This is a genomic window from Rhodanobacter sp. TND4EL1, from assembly GCF_054061035.1.
In genome coordinates this window covers 178381-198141 of sequence record NZ_JBSSDT010000002.1, presented here as the reverse complement: position 1 = coordinate 198141, position 19761 = coordinate 178381, and the positions used below count along the sequence as shown (strand labels likewise).

Below are 19761 nucleotides of genomic sequence, written 5' to 3'. Positions count from 1 at the left end.
TCGATGGGGAGATGGGGAAATGAGCAACAGTCGCAGCTTGCGCAGGACCGTACTATGCATGGCGCTCGGCCTTGGCCTGGCGTCCCTGGCGGCACCGGCCGCCTTTGCCGGCAACAACGATGGCTCGGTAGTCGGTCATGCCGAAGCCGGCGCGGTGATCACCGCGGTGAATCCTGCCACCGGCCTGACCCGCACAATCACCGCCGATCAGCGCGGCAATTACCGTTTCCCGTTTCTGCCCGTCGGTGACTACACGATCAGCGCCAGCGTGAATGGTCAGCCACTGGGCCAGACACGCACCGTGACCGTCAGCCTCGGCAACGCCACCACGCTGGATCTTGGCGGCTCCCCCCATGCCACGAATCTCTCGGCCATCCAGGTCACGGGCAACGGCTTGCCGGTGATCGACGTGACCTCGACCGAATCAGCCACCAACGTGTCCCGTGCCGAACTGGTGCGCCTGCCGGTTGATCAGAACGTCACCTCGGTCGCGTTGCTGGCACCGGGCGTGGTCAAGGGCAACGCCAGCTTCGGCGGCATTTCCTTCGGCGGCTCGTCGATCGCCGAGAACGCGTTCTACGTCAACGGCCTCAACGTCACGGACTTCTACAACCGCAACGGCTTCTCCGAGGCACCGTTCGCCTTCTACGACCAGTTCCAGGTCAAGACCGGCGGCTACTCGGTGGAGTTCGGTCGCACCACCGGCGGTGTGGTCAATGCGGTGGCCCGCTCGGGCACGAATGAATTCAAGGGCGGCATGGAGGTCACCATGGAGCCGGGCAACTGGCACTCGCGCGCGGACGACCAGTACGACGCTGCCGGCAAACGCTATATCACCGCCAGTCACGACCAGGACTCGCTGGTGAAGACCAACGTCTGGGCCTCGGGCCCGATCATCAAGGACAAATTGTTCATCTTCGCGATGTACGAGGCCCGCGGAAGCACCCCGCGGAACACCAACAACGCGGGCACCACACTGACCACCAACAACGCGGACACCGGCTTCTGGGGCACCACGATCGATTGGAACATCACCGACGGCAACGCTCTGCAGTTGATGGCGTTCTCCGACAAGAACAAGAACGTCGGTGATGTCTATGGCTACGACTACGACACCAATACCATCGGCTCCCGCACCAACCAGATCTTCTCGGACACCGGCGGCAAGAACTGGGCGCTGACCTGGACCAGCTACCTCACCAACGACTTGTCGATGAAGCTGATGTACGGCCGCAACGAGCGGCACTCATTCGCCCGCTCGCAGCTGGATGTCGACTGCAACTACATCGGCACGACCAACGCCTTCATGGCAGCCCACGATCCCGGCGTGCAGATTGGCTGCACCAGCAACTCCACCGTCTACGATCGCACTGACATCCGCAAGCAGGCGCGCGCCGACTTCGAGTGGACCCTTGGCGATCACCTGCTGCGCTTCGGCTACGACCACGAGAACGACACGTCCGACTACAACCGGTACTACGCCGGACCGGGCGCGTTCTATTACAACCTCTACACCGCCAGCGCCGGCTCCACCATTCCCAATGGCGGCGTGATGCCGGCTGGCTACGACGCCTATATCCGCGCGCGGCGCTACGAGATTTCCGGCACCTTCACCACCAAAAACGCCGCCTATTACATTGAAGACAACTGGCAGGTCACGCCCAACCTGGTGCTGAACGCCGGTGTGCGCAACGACAGTTTCGACAACCAGGACGCCGCAGGCCGCAGCTATATCAAGATGAGCCGGCAGATCGCACCGCGGCTGGGCTTCTCCTGGGACATGAAGGGCGATGGCAGCACCAAGCTGTTCGGCAACCTCGGTCGCTACTACCTGCCGGTGGCCAACGTGATCAACATCAAGCAGGCCGGTGGTCTGCTTGACGAACGTACCTACTACGCCTTCGACGGCTGGCAGACCCAGACCCTCAACGGCGTGGAGTACGCGATCCCGAAACTCGGCCCACAGATCGGTGCGGTGGACGATTCGCAGGGCAACGGTACCGTCGGCGACCTGCGTTCGGAGGTCGACAAGAACATGGACCCGGTTTACCAGGATGAAGCAATCCTTGGTTTCCAGCAGTTGATCAGCAACAACTGGTCATGGGGTGCCAGCGCCACCTATCGGCGCCTGCACAACGCGATCGACGACATGGAAATCAGCGCCACCGCGAAGTGCGGCGAAGACGGCTACATCGGGTGGGTGATGGCCAACCCCGGCAAGAAGGTCACCGTCTGGGGTGACACCAACTGCGACGGCACCGCGGATGGCTATGTCACCGTGGACACCTCGAAAGAAGGCTGGGCGATGTACGACGCCGACGGCAATTACCTGGGCCAGCGTGGCTGGGTGAAACCCAAGCGCACCTACGCTGCCCTCGAGTTGCAGTTGAACCGGGCGTGGGACGAGAAATGGTCGATGAATGCCTCGTACACGATGTCCTGGAACCGGGGCAATGCCGAAGGCCCGGTCAACTCCGATACCAACTTCGATGACACCGGCCGCACCGAGAACTTCGACGATCCGTGGGTGAACCTCGGCGGCGACGGCTATCTGCCCAACGATCGCCGGCACCAGTTCAAACTGCGTGGCACCTATGCGCTGACTCCGCACTGGCAACTCGGTGCCGACGTGAACGCCGCCTCGGGCGGGCCGATCACCGGCTTCGGCGTAGGCAACCCGTACGATGCCAAGAACTACCACAGCTACTACATCTGTGTGCAGAACTGCGACGCGAGCGCCTCCGAGGATCGCATCTACGAGCGTTCGCCGCGCGGCAAGTACGGCCGCCTGCCATGGACCTTCACCCTCAATGCCGGCATCAGCTACATCAAGCCGTTCGACGGCGGCGAGTTCCGGGTGAAACTGGCGGTCTACAACTTGCTCAACCAGAAGCGGACGACGGCGGTCGACCAGGATCTGCAAACCGACATCGGCGATGTCAAGGATTCGAACGGAATGGACACCGGTATCGGCGCGCTGAATCCCACCTTCAGGCAACCACTCGGTTTTCAATCGCCGCGCTTCACCCAGCTGACGATGTCCGTCAATTTCTGATCGTCCTCCCCGATCGCGGCCCGCCCACTGGCGGGCCGCTCTTTTTTGAGCTTCCCCCACTTGGCGAAAGAACCTCAAGCCATGCCCATGCAACCCATTCGCACGGCAACGCAGCAGCCCGACCCGCCAATGAACGATGGGCTTCGACTCTTCGACGGTGTCGACCTGGCTCGACTGGCCGAGCGCGTTGGCACGCCCCTGCATGCCTATTCGGCCAGCGCCATCCGTCGACGCATCGACGAACTGCACGCAGCCCTGCACGGCCAGGATGCGCTGATCTGCTACGCCGTGAAGGCCAACTCCAACCATGCCATCCTGCAACTGATGACCCACGCCGGCGTGGGTGCAGACATCGTCTCGGTGGGCGAACTGCGCCGCGCCCTGCATGCCGGCATGCCCGCCGACCGCATCGTGTTCTCCGGGGTCGGCAAGAATGCCGATGAAATCGCCGGCGCACTGAATGTCGGCATCCAGCGATTCAATGTGGAATCGCATGACGAGCTGCTCACCCTGCAGCGGGTGGCCCGTGCGCAAGAGGTCGTGGCGCGCGCCGCGGTACGCATCAACCCCGACGTGGATGCGCAAACCCACGCGAAGATTTCCACCGGCAAGTCGGAAAACAAGTTCGGCGTCAGCATCGACGAGGCACGCCTCTGGTTTGCCGGGCGCGACTCGCTCAGCCATGTGCAACTCGACGGCCTGCACGTGCATATCGGCTCGCAGATCCTCAACCTCGATCCGTTCCGCCTCGCCCTGCAGCGGGTCGCCGCGTTCTGGCGCGAGCTTGACCAGGCGGGCCACCCGATCCGCAGCATCGACGTCGGCGGCGGCCTGGGCGTGTGCTATCGGGAGGGCGTCGACCAGCCGGTGGCCGCGGCCGATTACATCGGGGTGGTTCGCGAGGCGCTGGCCGGCTACCAAGGTCGGCTGCTGCTGGAGCCAGGCCGCTATCTGGTCGCCGAGGCGGGCGTGCTGCTGACCCGGGTGATTCGCATCAAGTCCGGCACTGAACGTCAGTTTCTGGTGCTGGATGCGGCGATGAACGACCTGCAGCGACCCAGCCTTTACGACGCCTGGCATGACATCGTGCCAGTCGTCGACCAGGGGCGCCCGCTGACCACCTACGACATCGTCGGCCCGGTTTGCGAAACCGGTGACACCTTCGCCCGCGCGCGCAGCTTGCCCGAGTGCGCCGCCGGCGACCTGTTGCTGATCAGGGCCACTGGCGCGTACGGTGCGTCGATGGCGTCCACCTACAATTCGCGGCCGTTGGCGGCCGAGGTACTGCTGCAGAACGGCCGCTACGCCGTGGTGCGGCGCCGCCAGCACTTCGAGGAAATGATCGCCGGCGAACAGCCGGCACGTCACTGGGAGACTGCATGAACACCACGCTTCGCTTTGCCCTGCTGGCCGCACTGGTCACCAGCACCGCTGTCTCGGCCAAGGCCGCGCAGGATCCGCCGATCACCATCGACAGCCACGTCGATATCCCGTTTACCTACATGGCCGAGCCGCGCTTCGACGCTGGCAAGGACACCCGCCTGCTGGTCGACCTGGGCAAGATGGAGCGCGGTGGACTCAACGCGGCGTTCTTCGTGATCTGGGTGCCGCAACACAAGCTCGACGCCGCCGGCTACGCCAGGGCGGTGCAGCAGGCCAGCCAGAAGTACGACGGCATCGGCCGCATGCTGATGATGTATCCCGACCGCATCCGCCCCGCCACCACCCCCGAACAGCTGATGGCGAACCACAAGGCCGGCCTGCTCTCGGCCACCATCGAGATCGAGAACGCCTACTCGCTCGGCCACGATCTCCATCGTCTTGATGCCGCATTCGACCGCGGTGCCCGCTCGCTCGGCCTGGTCCATGTCGGCAACAACGACCTGTGCACCAGCTCGTTGCCCGATACCGAGCACGGCGAGCCGGCGATGAACAGCCCCGGCGACACCGGCATGAGCGACTTCGGTCGCGCCGCGGTGAAACGCGCCAACCAGCTCGGCATGATGGTCGATGTCTCGCATGCCTCCGACAACTGCGTGCGCGAGGCGCTCAAGCTGTCCACGGCGCCGATCATCGCCTCGCACTCCGGCGCCCGCGCGGTACTCGACCATCCACGCAACCTGCCCGACGACCTGTTGCGCGCAATTGCCGCCAAGGGCGGCGTGATCGACGCCGTGGCCTACAAGGAATTCCTGAAGAAGGACCCCGGCCGCGAGGCCGCCGAGAAAAAGCTGGATGACGCCATCGCCAAACAGGCCGGCGAGAAAGAGTACGACAGCGACAGCGACGACTACCGGCCGGAAATGGAAGCCGGCATGGCCCAGATCCAGAAGAAATATCCGCTGGCCACCCTTGATGACTACATTAGACAGATCAGGCATATGGTGAAGGTGGCCGGCATCGACCACGTCGGCCTCGCTTCCGACTTCGATGGCGGCGGCGGCATCACCGGCTGGAAGGACGCCAGCGAAACCCGCAACGTCACCGCGGCGCTGCGCAAAGCCGGCTTCAGCGACGCCGACATCGCCAAACTGTGGGGCGGTAACCTGCTGCGCGTCTGGGGCGAGGTCGAGCGTCATGCGCAGCACTGAGGAAAGTGACGGCGGACTACTCCCTCCTCGACGACCGAAGGAGGTCACGGTGAATCGACGTGCAGGTGGATGGGGTTGCGGTGCTCTTGCTCTGGTGCTCTCACTACTGTGCTCACCCTGCGGAGCTTCCGCCCAACCCGCCAGCCGCACCTACGACAAGATCGTCGACGCCGTGATCGCCCGCTATCATCTGCCCGGCATCGCCGTCGGCGTGATCGAGAACGGCAAGGTGGTCTATGTCCGCAGCGCCGGCGAAACCGTCGCCGGCTCCGGCCACAAGATCACGCCGCAAACCCTGTTCAAGATCGCCTCCAACAGCAAGGCGATGACCACCGCCCTGCTCGGCCGGCTGGTCGACCAGGGCAAGCTGCGCTGGGACGATCCGGTCACCCGATACCTGCCGCAGTTCCGCATGAACGACCCGTGGGTCACCGCCAACATGCGCGTGGCCGACCTGCTCACCCACTCCAGCGGCCTGCCCGAAGGCGGCGGCGACCTGATGCTGTGGCCGGAACCGAACGCGTTCACTCGCGCCGACATCATCCACGGCCTGCGTTTCATCAAACCCGCCTACAGCTTTCGCTCGAAGTATCAGTACGACAACCTGCTCTACGTGGTTGCCGGCGAAGTGGCCGCCGCGGCCGGCGGCGCGTCGTACGAAACACTGATGCACCGCGAAGTGTTCGAGCCGCTCGGACTGGACCGTTGCCAGGTTGGCGCGTGGAACCGCGACACGGTCGGCGACGTGGCCGAGCCGCATCGCCGCGACGGCGACCGCAACGTGGCGATCGACCAGGACGGCGCGGAGATTCCCGCGATCACCTCGGCCGCCGCCGGCGGCATCCGCTGCGACCTCAGCGACATGCTCAGCTGGGCGCGCAGCTGGCTGGTGCCGACCCACGCGCAACTGCAGTGGCTGTCGTCGGTGCAACGCGACGTGCTGCAGGCGCCGCACATGTTGATCCCGGTGTCCGCTCAGCGACGCGCGTGGGACAACAGCCACGTGATGGCCTACGGCTATGGCTGGCGCATGACCGACGTGGACGGCCAGTGGCTGGTCTGGCACACCGGCACGCTCAACGGCATGTACTCGATGCTGGCGCTGTTGCCGGATCGCAAAAACGGCTTCGTGTTCATGATCAATGGTGAAGCGGACGACGCCCGCACCGTGCTGGGCGAGATGCTGACCAAGCACTTCACCGCACCGGATGAAAAGCGCGACGTGGCCTGGTACGGCGACGCGCTACAGCAGCAGGCCGCCCAGCGCCCCGCCGACTCGAGCGCGCCGGATACCTCGACCCAACGGCCGGCCAGCACCTCCGAACTGGCCACATGGAGCGGCACTTACCGTGACGCGTGGTTCGGCGACATCTCGCTGTGTCCCCGTGCTGGTCGGGTGCGTTTCTCCGCTGCGAAATCGCCGAACCTGGCCGGTACCGTGATGCGCCTGGGCGACCGCTACCTGGTGCACTTCGACGATCCGGGCAACCTCGATGCCTGGTTGAACTTCCACGCCGCATCCGACAAGCAGCCGATCACCCTGCGCATGGCCAAGCTCGACCCGCAAGGCGACTTCAGCTCCGACTACGAAGACCTCGCGTTCCAGCGCAGCGGGAGCTGCCGCCCATGACCACCCTCCTCCCCCGCAGGAGCCCGCTCGCGGGCGATGCTCTTGCTCTGAATGTCCGAAGAAAGGGCATCGCCCGCGCGCGGGCTCCTGCGAGAACCGGGTGGATCGGCTACCTGCTCGCACTCGCGTTATTCGGCGCCACCGTCCATGCGGCCGAACCGCCACCCACCTTGTCACCTGCCACGACCGCCGCCGCGGCCAACCTGGTCGACATCCGCACGCTGGTGCCGGACATCGCCGAGGACATCAAATACGCCGGCAGCGACAACTTTACCGGCGCCCCGGTGGACGGCTATCTGGCACCCAAGTGCCTGCTGTTGCGGCCGGTCGCCGAAGCGCTGGCAAGGGTCGAGCACGATCTGCGTGCGCAACACCGGCGCCTGAAAATCTGGGACTGCTACCGCCCCACCCGCGCGGTGGCGAACTTCGTGCGCTGGGCACATGACCTCGGCGACCAGCGCACCAAGCTGCAGCACTACCCCGCGCTGGACAAGTCCACCTTGCTCGATGGCTACATCGCACCGATTTCCGGCCACAGTCGCGGCGCCACCATCGACCTCACCCTGCTGCGCTGTGCCGTTGACGGCACGCACTGCGAGCCGCTGGACATGGCCACCGATTTCGACTTCTTCGACGTGCGCGCCCACACCGATGCGCCCGGCATCACCGCGCAGCAGCTGGCCAATCGCCATCTGCTGCGCGATGCGATGGCGCGCGAAGGATTTCGCAACTATCCGCTGGAATGGTGGCACTACACACAGTCACCCGAACCGACACCGCATACGATTTACAACGTGCCCGTGCAATGACCGATCACGTCGCCAACTTGCCGGACGCCGTGGGACGGGCACTGCGCGCCGGCCGTTCGACATGCCGCTTTGCACTCCGCAGGCGCGGCGGACAATGTCCGTCCTGCGGCGTCGTGCGGTCGTCGTGCGCGATGCGGTGAGAAATCACGAACAACCAGGTGAATATTTGTCATGCGTAAAGTGTTTGTCAGCCTCGCCATCACCCTCCTGCTCGGCGGCTGCTCCGCCGGGGTCAAGCCGGTCGATCCGATCGACGCGCTGATGCAGCGCTACAACGGCGATGTGCCAGGCGCGTCGCTGCTGGTGCTCAAGAACGGCAAGCCGATCATTCGCCGCAGTTACGGCCTGGCCAATGTTGAAGACAATGACGATGCCGGACCGGATACGAACTACCGCCTGGCCTCGGTCACCAAGCAGTTCACCGCCGCGGCGATCCTGCTGCTGGCCGAGAACGGCCGTCTGAATCTGGATGATCCCGTGCGCCGCTGGTTGCCGACGCTGCCCGGGGATACCGCGGGTGTCACCCTGCGCCAGTTGCTCACCCATACCGGCGGGCTGGTCGATTACGAAGACCTGATTCCGCCAGGCACCACCGACCAGGTGAGCGACCAGGACGTGCTGCGGATGGTGGCGTCCACGTCGAAAACCTATTTCGCGCCCGGCACCGCCTACCGTTACAGCAACACCGGCTACGTCCTGCTGGGGCTGGTGGTCGAGCGCGCCTCGGGGTTTAGCCTGCCGCTGTACCTGCAACAACGCATCTTCCAGCCGCTGCACATGAACCATACGCTGCTGTATCAGCGCAGCGGACCGGAGGTGGACCACCGCGCCTACGGCTACAGCGAGGCAAACGGTGCGTGGACACGCACCGACCAGAGCGCCACCAGCGCCACCCGTGGCGATGGCGGCATCTATTCCTCGATCGACGACCTCGCCAAGTGGGATGCGGCGCTGTACGACAACCGGCTGCTCAGCGACGCCTCACGCAAGCTCGCCTTCACCGCCCACGTGAAAGTCACCGGCGAACCCTATGAGGCCGGTTACGGCTATGGCTGGCGCATCACCGGCGATACCCTGTGGCACTCGGGCGAAAGCATCGGCTTCCGCAACGTGATCGTGCGCTGGCCCAAGCAGCACCTCACGGTGATCCTGCTCAGCAACCGCAACGACCCCGAGCCCTACCGCACCGCGCTGGCGATTGCCCGACCCTATCTGCAGGAACCTTGATGCCTCATCTGATCCACAAGACCAGTCTGTTGCGCGGCGCCGCCGTGCTGGCACTGGCAGCACTGCTCGGCGCTTGCGCCCACGCGCCGCCCCACAATCCGCTGGCGACCTGGGTGCCCTCGCCGAACCACGACATCCGCCGCCCGGTGCTGATCGTGGTGCACTACACCAACCAGCATTCGGTGCAGGAAAGCCTGGATACCTTGCGCACAGCCAACAGCGGCGGCCCGGTCAGCGCGCACTATCTGATCGGCGCGGACGGTCATATCTACCAGTTGGTCGCCGACCAGTTGCGGGCGTGGCACGGCGGGCCGGGGCGCTGGGGCACGATCACCGACATCAACTCCGCCTCGATCGGCATCGAACTGGACAACACCGGCGCCACCCCGTTCGCCCAGCCGCAGATCGACAGCCTGCTGCGCCTGCTGACCGACCTGACCACGCGCCTGCACATTCCGCGCACGCAGATCGTCGGCCACCAGGATTTCGCACCGGCGCGCAAGGACGATCCGGGCCCGTTGTTTCCCTGGCAGCAACTCGCCGCCGCGGGCTTCGGGCGCTGGCCGCAAGGCGTGCTGATCGATCCGCCGGCAGGCTTCGATCCGTGGATGGCGCTGGCGCTGATCGGCTATCCGCTGGATGACCGTGCCGCGACCGTGCGCACCTTCCACAACCACTTCCGCGGCATGGGCGGCGATGCGCTGGACGCGCAGGACCTGCGCATCCTGTACAACCTCGCGCAACAGATCGAAGCGGAGGGCGACAAGTAGGTCGCCGGGCTCAGACTTCCAGCCGATCGTCCGGCCGCGCCACCATCGTGTACAGCGCCGGCATCAGGAAGATGCTGATCAGCAGCCGGGTGAACAGGCCGCTGACGATGACCAGCGCGAACGGGCGCTGGGTATCGGTACCCACGCCGGTGGCCAGCGCCGCCGGCAGCAATCCCAACGCTGCCACCAGCGCCGTCATCATGATCGGGCGCAGGCGCAGGATCGCCGCTTCGCGGATCGCCTCGGCCACCACCACGCCGTTGCGCCGCAGCTCGTTGACGTAGGAGATGTAAACCACCGCGGTCTGCACCGAAACGCCGAACAGCGCGAGGAAGCCGATGCCGGACGACACCGAGAACGGCGTGCCGGTCAGCCACAGCGCGATGATGCCGCCCGCCGGCGCCGACAGCACCACGCCGAGCACGGTGATGAAGGGAAACTTGAAGTTGTTGTACAGGGTGAACAGCAGCAGGAAGATCAACCCCACCGTCAGCGGCACGATCAGGTTCAACTGCGCACGCGAAGCGGTGTATTCCTTGTATTCGCCGCCCCAGTCGAGCCGATAGCCCTGCGCCAGCTTCACCTTCGCGTTGACCTGCCCGATCGCATCCTCGACCGCCCCGGCGAGGTCACGGCCTTCCACCGAGAACTGCACGCCGATGTAGCGCGAGTTGTCCTGCCGGTAGATGAAGGAGGCGCCATTGGTCACCTGGATAGTGGCGAATTCCTTCAGCGGCAATTGCTGGCCGCCCGGCGTCGCCACCAGGATGTTGCCGATCTCCTCGGCGTTGTCGCGGTACTGGTGATCCAGCCGCACGACCAGGTCGAACTGCTTCTCGCCCTGAATCACCTGCGTCGCCACGTCGCCGCCGATCGCGGTCTGGATCATGCCGTTGATGTCGTCCACGTTCAAACCGTAACGGGCGATCGCCGCGCGGTTGATGGTGATGCTCAGACTCGGCTGGCCCAGCTCCTGCACCAGGGTCACATCATGAATGCCGCGCACGTTTTCCAGCACGCGCTTGATCGCCTTGCCCTTCGCCTGCAGGATGTTGAGGTCGGACCCGAACACCTTCACCGCCAACGCGCTCTTCAGGCCGGTTTCCGCCTCGTCCACCGCATCCTCGGCAGGCTGGGTGTAGTTGAAGGTGATGCCGGGAAAGCTCTGCAACTTCTTGTTGATCGCCTCGGTCAGCGCAGCCTTGCTGCGGTACTCACCGGTCCACTCCGAATACGGTTTCAGGCCGACATAGAACTCCACATTGAAGAAGCCGGTGTGATCGGTGCCGTCGTCGGGTCGACCCAGCTCGGACGCGACCGTGGTGACCTGCGGGAACGAGCGCAGGATGTCGCGGATCTGCGGGGTGATCTTCGCCGACTCGTCAAACGAGATGGTGTACGGCATGGTCGCCCGCACCCACAGCGCGCCCTCGTCCAGATGCGGCATGAATTCCGCGCCGATGCGCGGAATCAGCAGCAATGAAAGCCCCAGCACCAGCGCCGAGACGATCGTGGTCAACCACACGCGGGCCAGGCAGAAATCCAGCCCCTTGATGTACACCGACTTGATCGCCTCGAACGCGCGATTGCGCCGTTCGCGCACGCCCTTGCGCATGAACCACGAGCACAGCACGGGCAGCAAGGTCAGCGTGATCACCAGCGAACCGATCAGTGCGAACACCATGGTGTCGGCCATCGGCTTGAACAGCGTGCCGGACGGACCGGACAGCACGTAGATCGGCAGGAAGCTGACCACGATCACCGCCACCGCATAGAACAGCGGCCGGTCGACCTCTGCCGCCGCATCGCGAATCACCTCGATCACGTTGTACTTCGTACCCTCGCGATCGGCGAGCTGGCGATAGATGTTTTCCACCATCACCACCGCCGCATCGACCAGGATGCCGAAGTCGATCGCACCGATCGACAGCAGGTTCGCCGAGGCGCCCTGCAGATCCAGGCCGATGAAGGCAACCAGCAGTGACAAAGGAATGGTGACCGCCACGATCAGCCCGGCGCGCACGTCGTAGAGGAAGAAGATCAGCACCACCACCACCAGCAACATGCCGCGCAGCAGGTTGTCCTTGACCACCTGGGTGGTCACGGCGACCAGGTCGCTGCGGTCGTAGAACGGGTGGATCTTGATGTCCTTGGGCAGGATCTGCTCGTTGAGTTCCTTCGTCTTGGCCTCGACCCGCTGCAGCACGTCCTGGGTCTTCTCGCCGGTACGCAGCGAGATCACGCCCTCGACCGCGTCGTTCTGCTTTTCATAACCGAACTGACCCAGCCGCGGCGCGATGCCGATGACTACGCGGCCCACGTCCTTGACCAGCACCGGGCTGCCGTTGTGCACGGCCAGCACCACGTTGCCGATGTCCTGCAGCGTGCGCAGCCGACCGACGCCGCGCACGTAATAGAACTGGCCGCCCTGCGAATAGAATCCGCCACCCGCATTGCTGTTGTTGGCCGCCAGCGCGGCCTGCACCTGTTGCGCAGTGAGCCCGACCCCGGCGATCTTCGCCGGATCCAGCAACACCTGGTACTGCATGGTGCCGCCACCAAAACCCGAGTCATCCGCCACACCGGCCACGGTGCGGTATTGCGGTTCGACCACCCAGTCCTCGAAGGTCTTCAGCTCCATCGGTGAACGATCGGAGCTTTGCAGCACATAGCGATAGATCAGCCCCGACGGCGACGACAGCGGCGACACCGACGGCTTCACCCCGTCGGGCAGGTTCAGGTCGCCGAGCCGGTTGAACACCTGCTGGCGCGCGAAGTAATTGTCGGTGCCGTTGTCGAAGGTCAGCGTGACCACCGACAGGCCGTACAACGAGATCGAGCGCGTGTTGTCGGTTTTCGGAATGCCGGTCATGCCCCGCTCGGCCGGCACCGTGATCAGCCGCTCCACTTCCTCGGCCGTGTGGCCCGGCCACTGCGTGACCAGTTCCACGCTGGGCGGCGACAAGTCCGGATAGGCATCCACCGGCAGGCGGTGCAGTGCATGCACACCGGCGCCGATCAGGATGAGCACCAGCAACGCCACCAGGAATCGCTGTGCCAGCGAGGCACCCACGACCCGGTTCATCAACGACGCCGCGCGTGGCGGCATGGGCGGGAGTTGGTCACTCATTGGTTTTGCATGAACTGCACGAAGATCGCGCCGTCGACCACGATCTGGTCGCCCGAATTCAGTCCGTCGCTGACCAAGTAGTCGTCACCCGTGCGTGAGCCCAAGGTGACGTGCCGGCGCGCAAAGCTGCCGTCATGCTGAAGGACATACACGAACGGCAGGTTGTCGTCGTCGCGCAGCAAGGCCGAAGCCGGCGCCAGCAAACCTTCGCTCGCCTGGCGCGACTGGATCCGCACGCCCACGTACATCTGCTTGCGCAGCACGCCATCCGGATTCTCGACCACGACGCGCGCGGCCACGGCCCGGGTATCCGGGTTCACCACCGCCGACACGTTGTCCACCGTACCCGCCAGCGCCTTCCCCGCCGTGCCGGTATCGATCTGTGCCGGATCGCCGATCTTGATCCCGGCCAGTTCGGTCGCCGACAGCTGCGCCATCACCCACACCTTCGACAAGTCGGCGACGGTGAAACACGACGTCGTACCCGCCTGCAGCAGTTGTCCGGGGGTGATCAGCTTGTCGACCACCGTACCGGCGATCGGTGCGCGGATGATGCCCTGCACACGCGCCACTGTGTGCCCTGCCCGGATCGCCTTCAGCGTGCCCGCATCGACATCCAGCGCCACCAGCGCCTGCAGCGCGGCGTCGCGATCGGCTTCGGCGCTGGCGGCGTCGGTCTGCGCCTGTGCGGCCTCGCGCTGCGACACGCCTTCATGCTGGACCAGATCCTTGTCCGCGTCGGCCAGTCGGCGTGCGTTCTGCGCCGTGACCACGGCCTTGCGATAAGCGCTGATCGCGGCGGAGAAGTCCGGCGAATCCACCAGTGCCAGCGGCTGTCCCTGGCGCACCTTGTCGCCCGGCGCCACCAGCAGACGCGCCACCGGTCCGGAGAACGGCGCCAGCACGCTGGTCGCCTGGTCGTTGTCGAAATCCACCACGCCGGTAGTCTCGATCTCACGATGAAAGCTGACCGGCGCGATGGTGAGCAGATGAATGCGTTTGCGCTGGTCCGCGGTCATCGTCACGTTCTGCGGCGCGTCGACTGGCGCCTGTGGCGGCGCGGATCGGGAGGAGCAGCCAACCAGGCCAAGCAGCGTGCCCAGGGCGAGCACGCACGCGGCGTGACGTCGCGACCCCAAGCGCGCCGCCGAAGTGGATCTACTTTTCATGGCTGTCCCGGTTTGCCTTGGCATGGTCCGAATCGGAGGTGTCCGCTTGCCCGGTGGCGGCATCGGCATTCGCGTCATGCCACCAGCCGCCGCCCAGCGCCTGGAACAACGCTGCGGTGTCCGCGTAACGACTCGCCTGCGCCTGCACCAGCGCGATGCGCGCCTGTTGATAGCCCTGCTCGGCACTGAGCAACGACAAGTAGCCGGCATAGCCGTCCTTGTACTGCCGCTGCGACAGATCCAGCGTGCGCTTCGCCGCATCCGCCGCGGTGGCCGTCGCCTGCAGGCCTTCGGCATCGTGCTGCAGCGCGGCCAGGGTGTCGGCCACATTCTGGAACGCCGTCAGTACGGTGCCCCGGTATTGCTCGCTCGCCTCGACATAGGCGGCCTTGGCCGCACGCTCCTGATGCAGCAGGCTGCCGCCCTGGAAGATCGGCGCGGCCAGATCCGCACCCAGACTCCAGAAACCGGTGCCGGCCTTGAACAACTGGTTGATCGCCAGCGCCGTGCTGCCCGCGTTTGCGCTCAATGAAATATTCGGCAGCCGATTGGCGATCGCCACCCCGACCTGCGCGCTGGCCGCGTGCATGTTCGCCTCGGCCTGGCGCACGTCCGGCCGGTGCGCCACCAGCGCCGACGGCAGGCTCAACGGCAATTGCTGCGGCAGTTGCAGATCGGCGAGGTCGAAAGAAGTCCTACCGCCCTCGCCCGGGAACCTTCCCGCCAGCACTGCCAGCAAATTGTTCTGCTGATCCAGCTGGCTCAACAGTGGCGGCAGGCTGGCCTTGACCTGGGCCAACTGCGCTTGCTGCGCAGCCAGATCGAGGCCGCCGGCACAGCCCTTGTCCCGCTGGTATTTGAGGATCTCCACCATGTGGCTGTTGATACCGACCAGCTCGCGGGTCGCCTCGACCTGCGCTCTCAGCGAAGCCTGCTGCACCGCTGCGGCCACCACGTTGGAACTCAACGTGATGCGTGCCGCAATCGCCTCGAATCGCGCCGACTGCTCCTGCGCCCGCAACGATTCCACCGTGCGTCGGTTCAGGCCGAACACATCGGGCACGTAGGACACGCTGACCTGCGGCGTGAACAGGTTGTACAGAAATGCGTTGTTGCTGGGCACCGCTGCCAGCGCGCCGGGCGGATCCTGCTGGCGACGGGCCGACATGCCCGCGCTGACCGTCGGGTAGTAGGCGCCGCGTCCAGCCTTGGTGTTTTCCCGCGCCTGCGCCAGCGCGGCCTGCGCCGCCTTGAGACTGGGATTGTGCGCCAGCGCCTGCTCGATCAGCGCACTCAGCGCCGACGAGTGAAACAGCGTCCACCACTGCGCGGGAATGTCTGCGCCGGCGACGAACTGCTGGGGCTGCCCGCCCGCAACGTCCGCGCTGGCAGTGCTGGCGGGAAGCGGCGTGGCAGTGAGCCGACCGACCTCGGGCACGGCAGGCCGATGAAAGTCCGGCCCCACCGCACAACCAGCCATGCCAAGCACCGCGACAAGCAGAGACCACCGCATCGCACGCGGCAACGAGCCAGCCCGCCCGATCATCGCAGCCGTCATTTCGACGGCGCCGGCAAGCACTCGAACCACGGATTGTTCATGTGAACGCGTCTTGACGGCAGATCGGGAGCGCAACGATATAACGTACCAACCGACGGCGAAAGCGTGCAAGAACTTGCGTTCAGCAAGCCGGAGGCAAGCCCGGATTCCGACGATCATGCACGCGCTTCGGGCTTTCACCCGGACGTCCGGACAGCCGGATGACTGCGTCCCCGGCAAAGGCTGGAAGCACGCTGTCTTCTAGAGCCCTTTCGCCGCCTGCGCCACCGCCCGAAACAACGCACGACCCTTGTTCATCGTCTCTTCCCACTCGGCTGCCGGGTCGGAGTCGTAGACGATGCCGGCGCCGGCCTGCACGTGCAGGCGGCCGTTCTGGATCACCGCGGTGCGGATCGCGATCGCGGTGTCGGCATCGCCCCACCAGCCGATCCAGCCGATCGCGCCGGCGTAGATGTTGCGCTTGTGCGGCTCCAGCTCCTGGATGATTTCCAGCGCGCGGATCTTCGGCGCACCGCTGAGCGTGCCCGCCGGGAACGTGGCCTTGAGCACGTCCATGTAGCTGAGGTTCGCCTTGGCCGTCCCCTGCACCTGCGAGACGATGTGCATCACGTGCGAATAGCGTTCGATCGCGAATGAATCGGTGACTTCCACGCTGCCGGTTTCGCTGATCCGGCCGATGTCGTTGCGACCCAGGTCGATCAGCATGACGTGCTCGGCGCGCTCCTTCGGATCGGCCAGCAACTCCGCTTCCAGTGCCTGATCCTCTTCCTCGTTCGCGCCGCGCTTGCGCGTGCCGGCCAGCGGACGCACCACCACCTTGCCGTCTTTCAGGCGCGCCAGGATCTCCGGCGAGGAACCGACGATCTGCGTGTCGCCCAGATCGACGAAGTACATGTACGGCGATGGATTCAATGCACGCAGCGCGCGGTAGACATCCACCGGTCGCGCATTGAACGCCACGCTGAGCCGCTGCGAGGGCACCACCTGGAAGATGTCGCCGGCGCGAATGTATTCCTTCGCCTTCTCCACCATCGCCTCGAACTCGTCCTTGGTGAACGAGGAGGTGAAGTCGCTTTCGTCGATCGCCATCGACTGCGTCAGCTGCGGATACGACGCGCCACCCTGACGCAGGCGGTAGACCAGCGCATCGAGCCGGCGCTGCGCTTCGGCATACGCCTGCGGCTGCGCGGGATCGGCGTGCACGATCAGGTACAGCCGGCCCTTGAGGTTGTCGAATACCGCCACTTCCTCGGCCAGCATCAGCAAGACGTCGGGCGTGCCCAGTTCGTCGGCGCGATCCCATTGCGCCAGCCGCGGCTCGATGTAGCCGATCGTCTCGAAACCGAAGTAACCCACCAGACCGCCCGAGAATGCGGGCAACTGCGGCAGCCGCGGCACGTCGTACTGCATGCGCAGCTTCTCGATCTCCGCCAGCGGATCGTCAAGGTGGCGACGTTCGGTGATCTCACCGGAATCCTCGACTTCCAGCTCATGCCCGCGCAGGCGATACACCCGTTTCGCCGGCAGGCCGATGATCGAATAGCGTCCCCAAGTGGCGCCACCCTCGACCGATTCGAACAGGAAGGTGTACGGGCCATCGGCCAGTTTCAGGTACACCGACAGCGGCGTGTCGAGGTCGGAAAACACCTCGCGCACCAGCGGAATGCGCGTATGGCCCTTGGCCACCAGTGCGTCGAATTCATCTCGGGAGATCACGTGGCTGATCCGTAGCTCGGGCGGAATCGCCGATTGTAGGACAGAGCCGGTGGCAGCGGGTGCGAACTCGACTCAAAGCCGCGGTCGCGGCATGCCGTGCAGGCGCAGCGAGAACGCCACGCCGCTGCCGTCGTCGAGATTGCGTGCGCTGGCCATGCCGCCATGCCGCTCGGCGACCAGCCGCACCACGTACAGGCCCAGACCCAGATGCGGTGCATCGCCCGGCGTGGCCTTGTCGCGCAGGCTGACCAGCGAATCGAACAGCCGACCCTGCATCGCCGCCGGCAGGGGCGGGCCTTGGTTGGCCAGTTCGATTTCGGCACCGTCGGCGGTGGCCGTCAAGCTCAGCCGCAACCAGCCTTCGGGTGGCGTGAACGACAAGGCGTTGTCGAGCAACTTATCCAGCGCCTGCGCGATCAGCTCGGGCGCGCCATGCAGGTTGACCGCGCCGGCAGGCAACACGCAATCGAGTCGTCGCCCGCCGATCAGCGGACGATAGGCCTCGGCGCAACCGCGCACCACGTCGCGCAGGTCCACGTCCTCCGGCTCGGCCGTGGTGATAGACCGCTCCATCCGGCTTGATTCGCTCATCGCCCGCACCAGCGCGCCCAGCCGCGCCACGCCATCGCGGGCGCGCGAAAGATACGGCCGCGCCTCGGCCGGCATGTGACCCTCGGCCTGCAAGGCGTGCTCGAGGTTGTCCAGCGAGGATTTGACGATGGCCAGCGGGGTGTTCAATTCATGCGAGAGCTTCGACGCCAGCGTGCGCAGGTAGTCGGTGTAGCTGCCGACCACCTCGAACAGCTTCTCGAAACTGCGCGCGAGGTCACCGATCTCGTCCGGTGCGTCGGTCATCGGGAACTTGCCGCTTTCGAACAAGCCGTCCAGACGGCCATCGTTGAACTGGGCACGTTCGGCGGCATTGCGCAGTCGGCCGAGGCGCAGGCTCAGCCGCGTGGCGAACCACAGCAGGATGCCACCGGCGACCAGCAACACGCCGAAGCTGGTCAGCAGGAGACCGAGCAGGGCGCGATTGGCCAGCAAGGGCACGGTGCGACTGGATTGTTCCAGCAGCAATACGCCATCGACCTTGCCCGCCCGTTCGATCGGCACTGCGGCGGCCAGCACCACGCTGCCACGCTCCTCGCCGGCACGCCACACCGTGCTCGGTTGTCCGGTTGCCGCCTCGCGCACTTCACCGGTTTCCAGCCGCGGGACGTCCTGTGCCCACAGGTTGGCATCCTCCAGCCGATTGGCCAGCAGCGAGCGGTAGACCAGTGCCGCGAACCAGCCCGGCTGGCCATCGCTGCCAGGGAGCGTATTCAGGTGACCGCTGCGCGCCAGCAGCCAACCTTGCGTCGTCAGCACCCGCGCCTGCACGCGCTCGGGTACCAGTTGGGTCAACTCACTGGAAAGCTTGTCCGCGTAGGCCAGCAGCGGACGCGTATCGGCCGCCATCCGGTCGCCGCCGGCGGCGGCATCATAGATGCCGACCCCGAGGCTGCGCAGCGCCAGACTGCGCGGCAACCGCAACTCGACGCGGTAACCGCTGCCGTCTTCCTGCCATTGCGCGGGAATCACCTCAGGCAAGCTATCGACCGGTGGATCGAGCGGCCGCGCCGACAATGAACCGGGTGCCGCACTGGTCAGCAGGTAGCGACGCTGGCCACTGGCATTGCCAAGCGCAAGGATCAGATGATCGGCGGCCAGCGCGTTCGCATCATCCGCATCGGCGCGGGTGCGCCGCGTGTCGCGCACGTCGGCATACAGGTACAGCCAGTGATCGTCGGCGGCCAGCAGCAATTTTCCCTGCGTGCCCAGCGACTGACTCCAGGGCGTCAGCGGGGCCCAGTCGTCGCCATAACCATCCACGGTGATCGGCTGACTGAGCTGTTCCACGTACCAGGCACGGCCGGTCACCGGTGGCAGCGCCTCGGTCACCACCAGGCTGCGCGCCACCGCATTCGCCGAGGCGAGCAAGGCTTGCGCCTGTCCCTCGCGCAACAGCGTTTCCATCTGCCGCACATACAGCCAGCCGGCGATCGGCAACGCCAGCGTGCACAAAGCGACCAGCAACAGTTTGCGACGCAGGCTCAACGAAGGCGC

12 protein-coding genes are annotated in these 19761 nt (G+C 65.5%); 7 read left to right on the top strand and 5 right to left on the bottom strand.

Features of this window, described 5'->3' with window-relative positions; genetic code table 11:
- Positions 1-19 precede the first annotated feature (19 nt).
- The 7 genes from ACVWWQ_RS07525 to ACVWWQ_RS07495 all read left to right on the top strand — a co-directional run bounded on the left by ACVWWQ_RS07525 (position 20) and on the right by ACVWWQ_RS07495 (position 10082).
- On the top strand, positions 20-3055 hold the full coding sequence (locus ACVWWQ_RS07525; protein ID WP_133948356.1) for a TonB-dependent receptor domain-containing protein: 3036 nt from the start codon (positions 20-22) through the stop codon (positions 3053-3055).
- 87 nt (positions 3056-3142) lie between these two features.
- Complete coding sequence (lysA, locus tag ACVWWQ_RS07520; protein WP_133949331.1) at positions 3143-4438, top strand: diaminopimelate decarboxylase; 1296 nt, start codon at positions 3143-3145, stop codon at positions 4436-4438.
- Entirely contained in the window at positions 4435-5646 is a 1212-nt protein-coding gene (locus ACVWWQ_RS07515) for a dipeptidase (RefSeq protein ID WP_133948358.1), read from the top strand. The genes lysA and ACVWWQ_RS07515 overlap by 4 nt, the downstream gene beginning before the upstream one ends.
- Entirely contained in the window at positions 5633-7276 is a 1644-nt protein-coding gene (locus tag ACVWWQ_RS07510; protein ID WP_166669707.1) for a serine hydrolase, read from the top strand. Before ACVWWQ_RS07515 ends, ACVWWQ_RS07510 begins: the two co-directional genes overlap by 14 nt.
- 113 nt (positions 7277-7389) lie before the next feature.
- Positions 7390-8085, top strand: a complete 696-nt coding sequence (locus tag ACVWWQ_RS07505) for a M15 family metallopeptidase (RefSeq protein WP_457383407.1) — start codon at positions 7390-7392, stop codon at positions 8083-8085.
- Between the two features lie 171 nt (positions 8086-8256).
- On the top strand, positions 8257-9312 hold the full coding sequence (locus ACVWWQ_RS07500) for a serine hydrolase domain-containing protein (protein ID WP_133948362.1): 1056 nt from the start codon (positions 8257-8259) through the stop codon (positions 9310-9312).
- Complete coding sequence (locus tag ACVWWQ_RS07495; RefSeq protein ID WP_133948364.1) at positions 9312-10082, top strand: N-acetylmuramoyl-L-alanine amidase; 771 nt, start codon at positions 9312-9314, stop codon at positions 10080-10082. The genes ACVWWQ_RS07500 and ACVWWQ_RS07495 overlap by 1 nt, the downstream gene beginning before the upstream one ends.
- A 10-nt stretch (positions 10083-10092) precedes the next feature.
- Here ACVWWQ_RS07495 and ACVWWQ_RS07490 read toward each other — a convergent pair whose 3' ends face one another.
- The 5 genes from ACVWWQ_RS07490 to ACVWWQ_RS07470 all read right to left on the bottom strand — a co-directional run bounded on the left by ACVWWQ_RS07490 (position 10093) and on the right by ACVWWQ_RS07470 (position 19752).
- Positions 10093-13212: an efflux RND transporter permease subunit gene (locus ACVWWQ_RS07490; protein WP_457383351.1), complete on the bottom strand. Its 3120-nt coding sequence runs from the start codon at positions 13210-13212 to the stop codon at positions 10093-10095.
- Complete coding sequence (locus ACVWWQ_RS07485; RefSeq protein ID WP_133948366.1) at positions 13209-14381, bottom strand: efflux RND transporter periplasmic adaptor subunit; 1173 nt, start codon at positions 14379-14381, stop codon at positions 13209-13211. The genes ACVWWQ_RS07490 and ACVWWQ_RS07485 overlap by 4 nt, the downstream gene beginning before the upstream one ends.
- Entirely contained in the window at positions 14371-15894 is a 1524-nt protein-coding gene (locus ACVWWQ_RS07480) for an efflux transporter outer membrane subunit (protein WP_457383406.1), read from the bottom strand. Before ACVWWQ_RS07480 ends, ACVWWQ_RS07485 begins: the two co-directional genes overlap by 11 nt.
- Before the next feature lie 285 nt (positions 15895-16179).
- Positions 16180-17655, bottom strand: coding sequence for an anthranilate synthase component I (gene trpE, locus ACVWWQ_RS07475; RefSeq protein ID WP_133948369.1), 1476 nt, complete (start codon positions 17653-17655; stop codon positions 16180-16182).
- A gap of 72 nt (positions 17656-17727) precedes the next feature.
- Positions 17728-19752, bottom strand: a complete 2025-nt coding sequence (locus ACVWWQ_RS07470) for an ATP-binding protein (protein WP_133948371.1) — start codon at positions 19750-19752, stop codon at positions 17728-17730.
- Positions 19753-19761 lie beyond the last annotated feature (9 nt).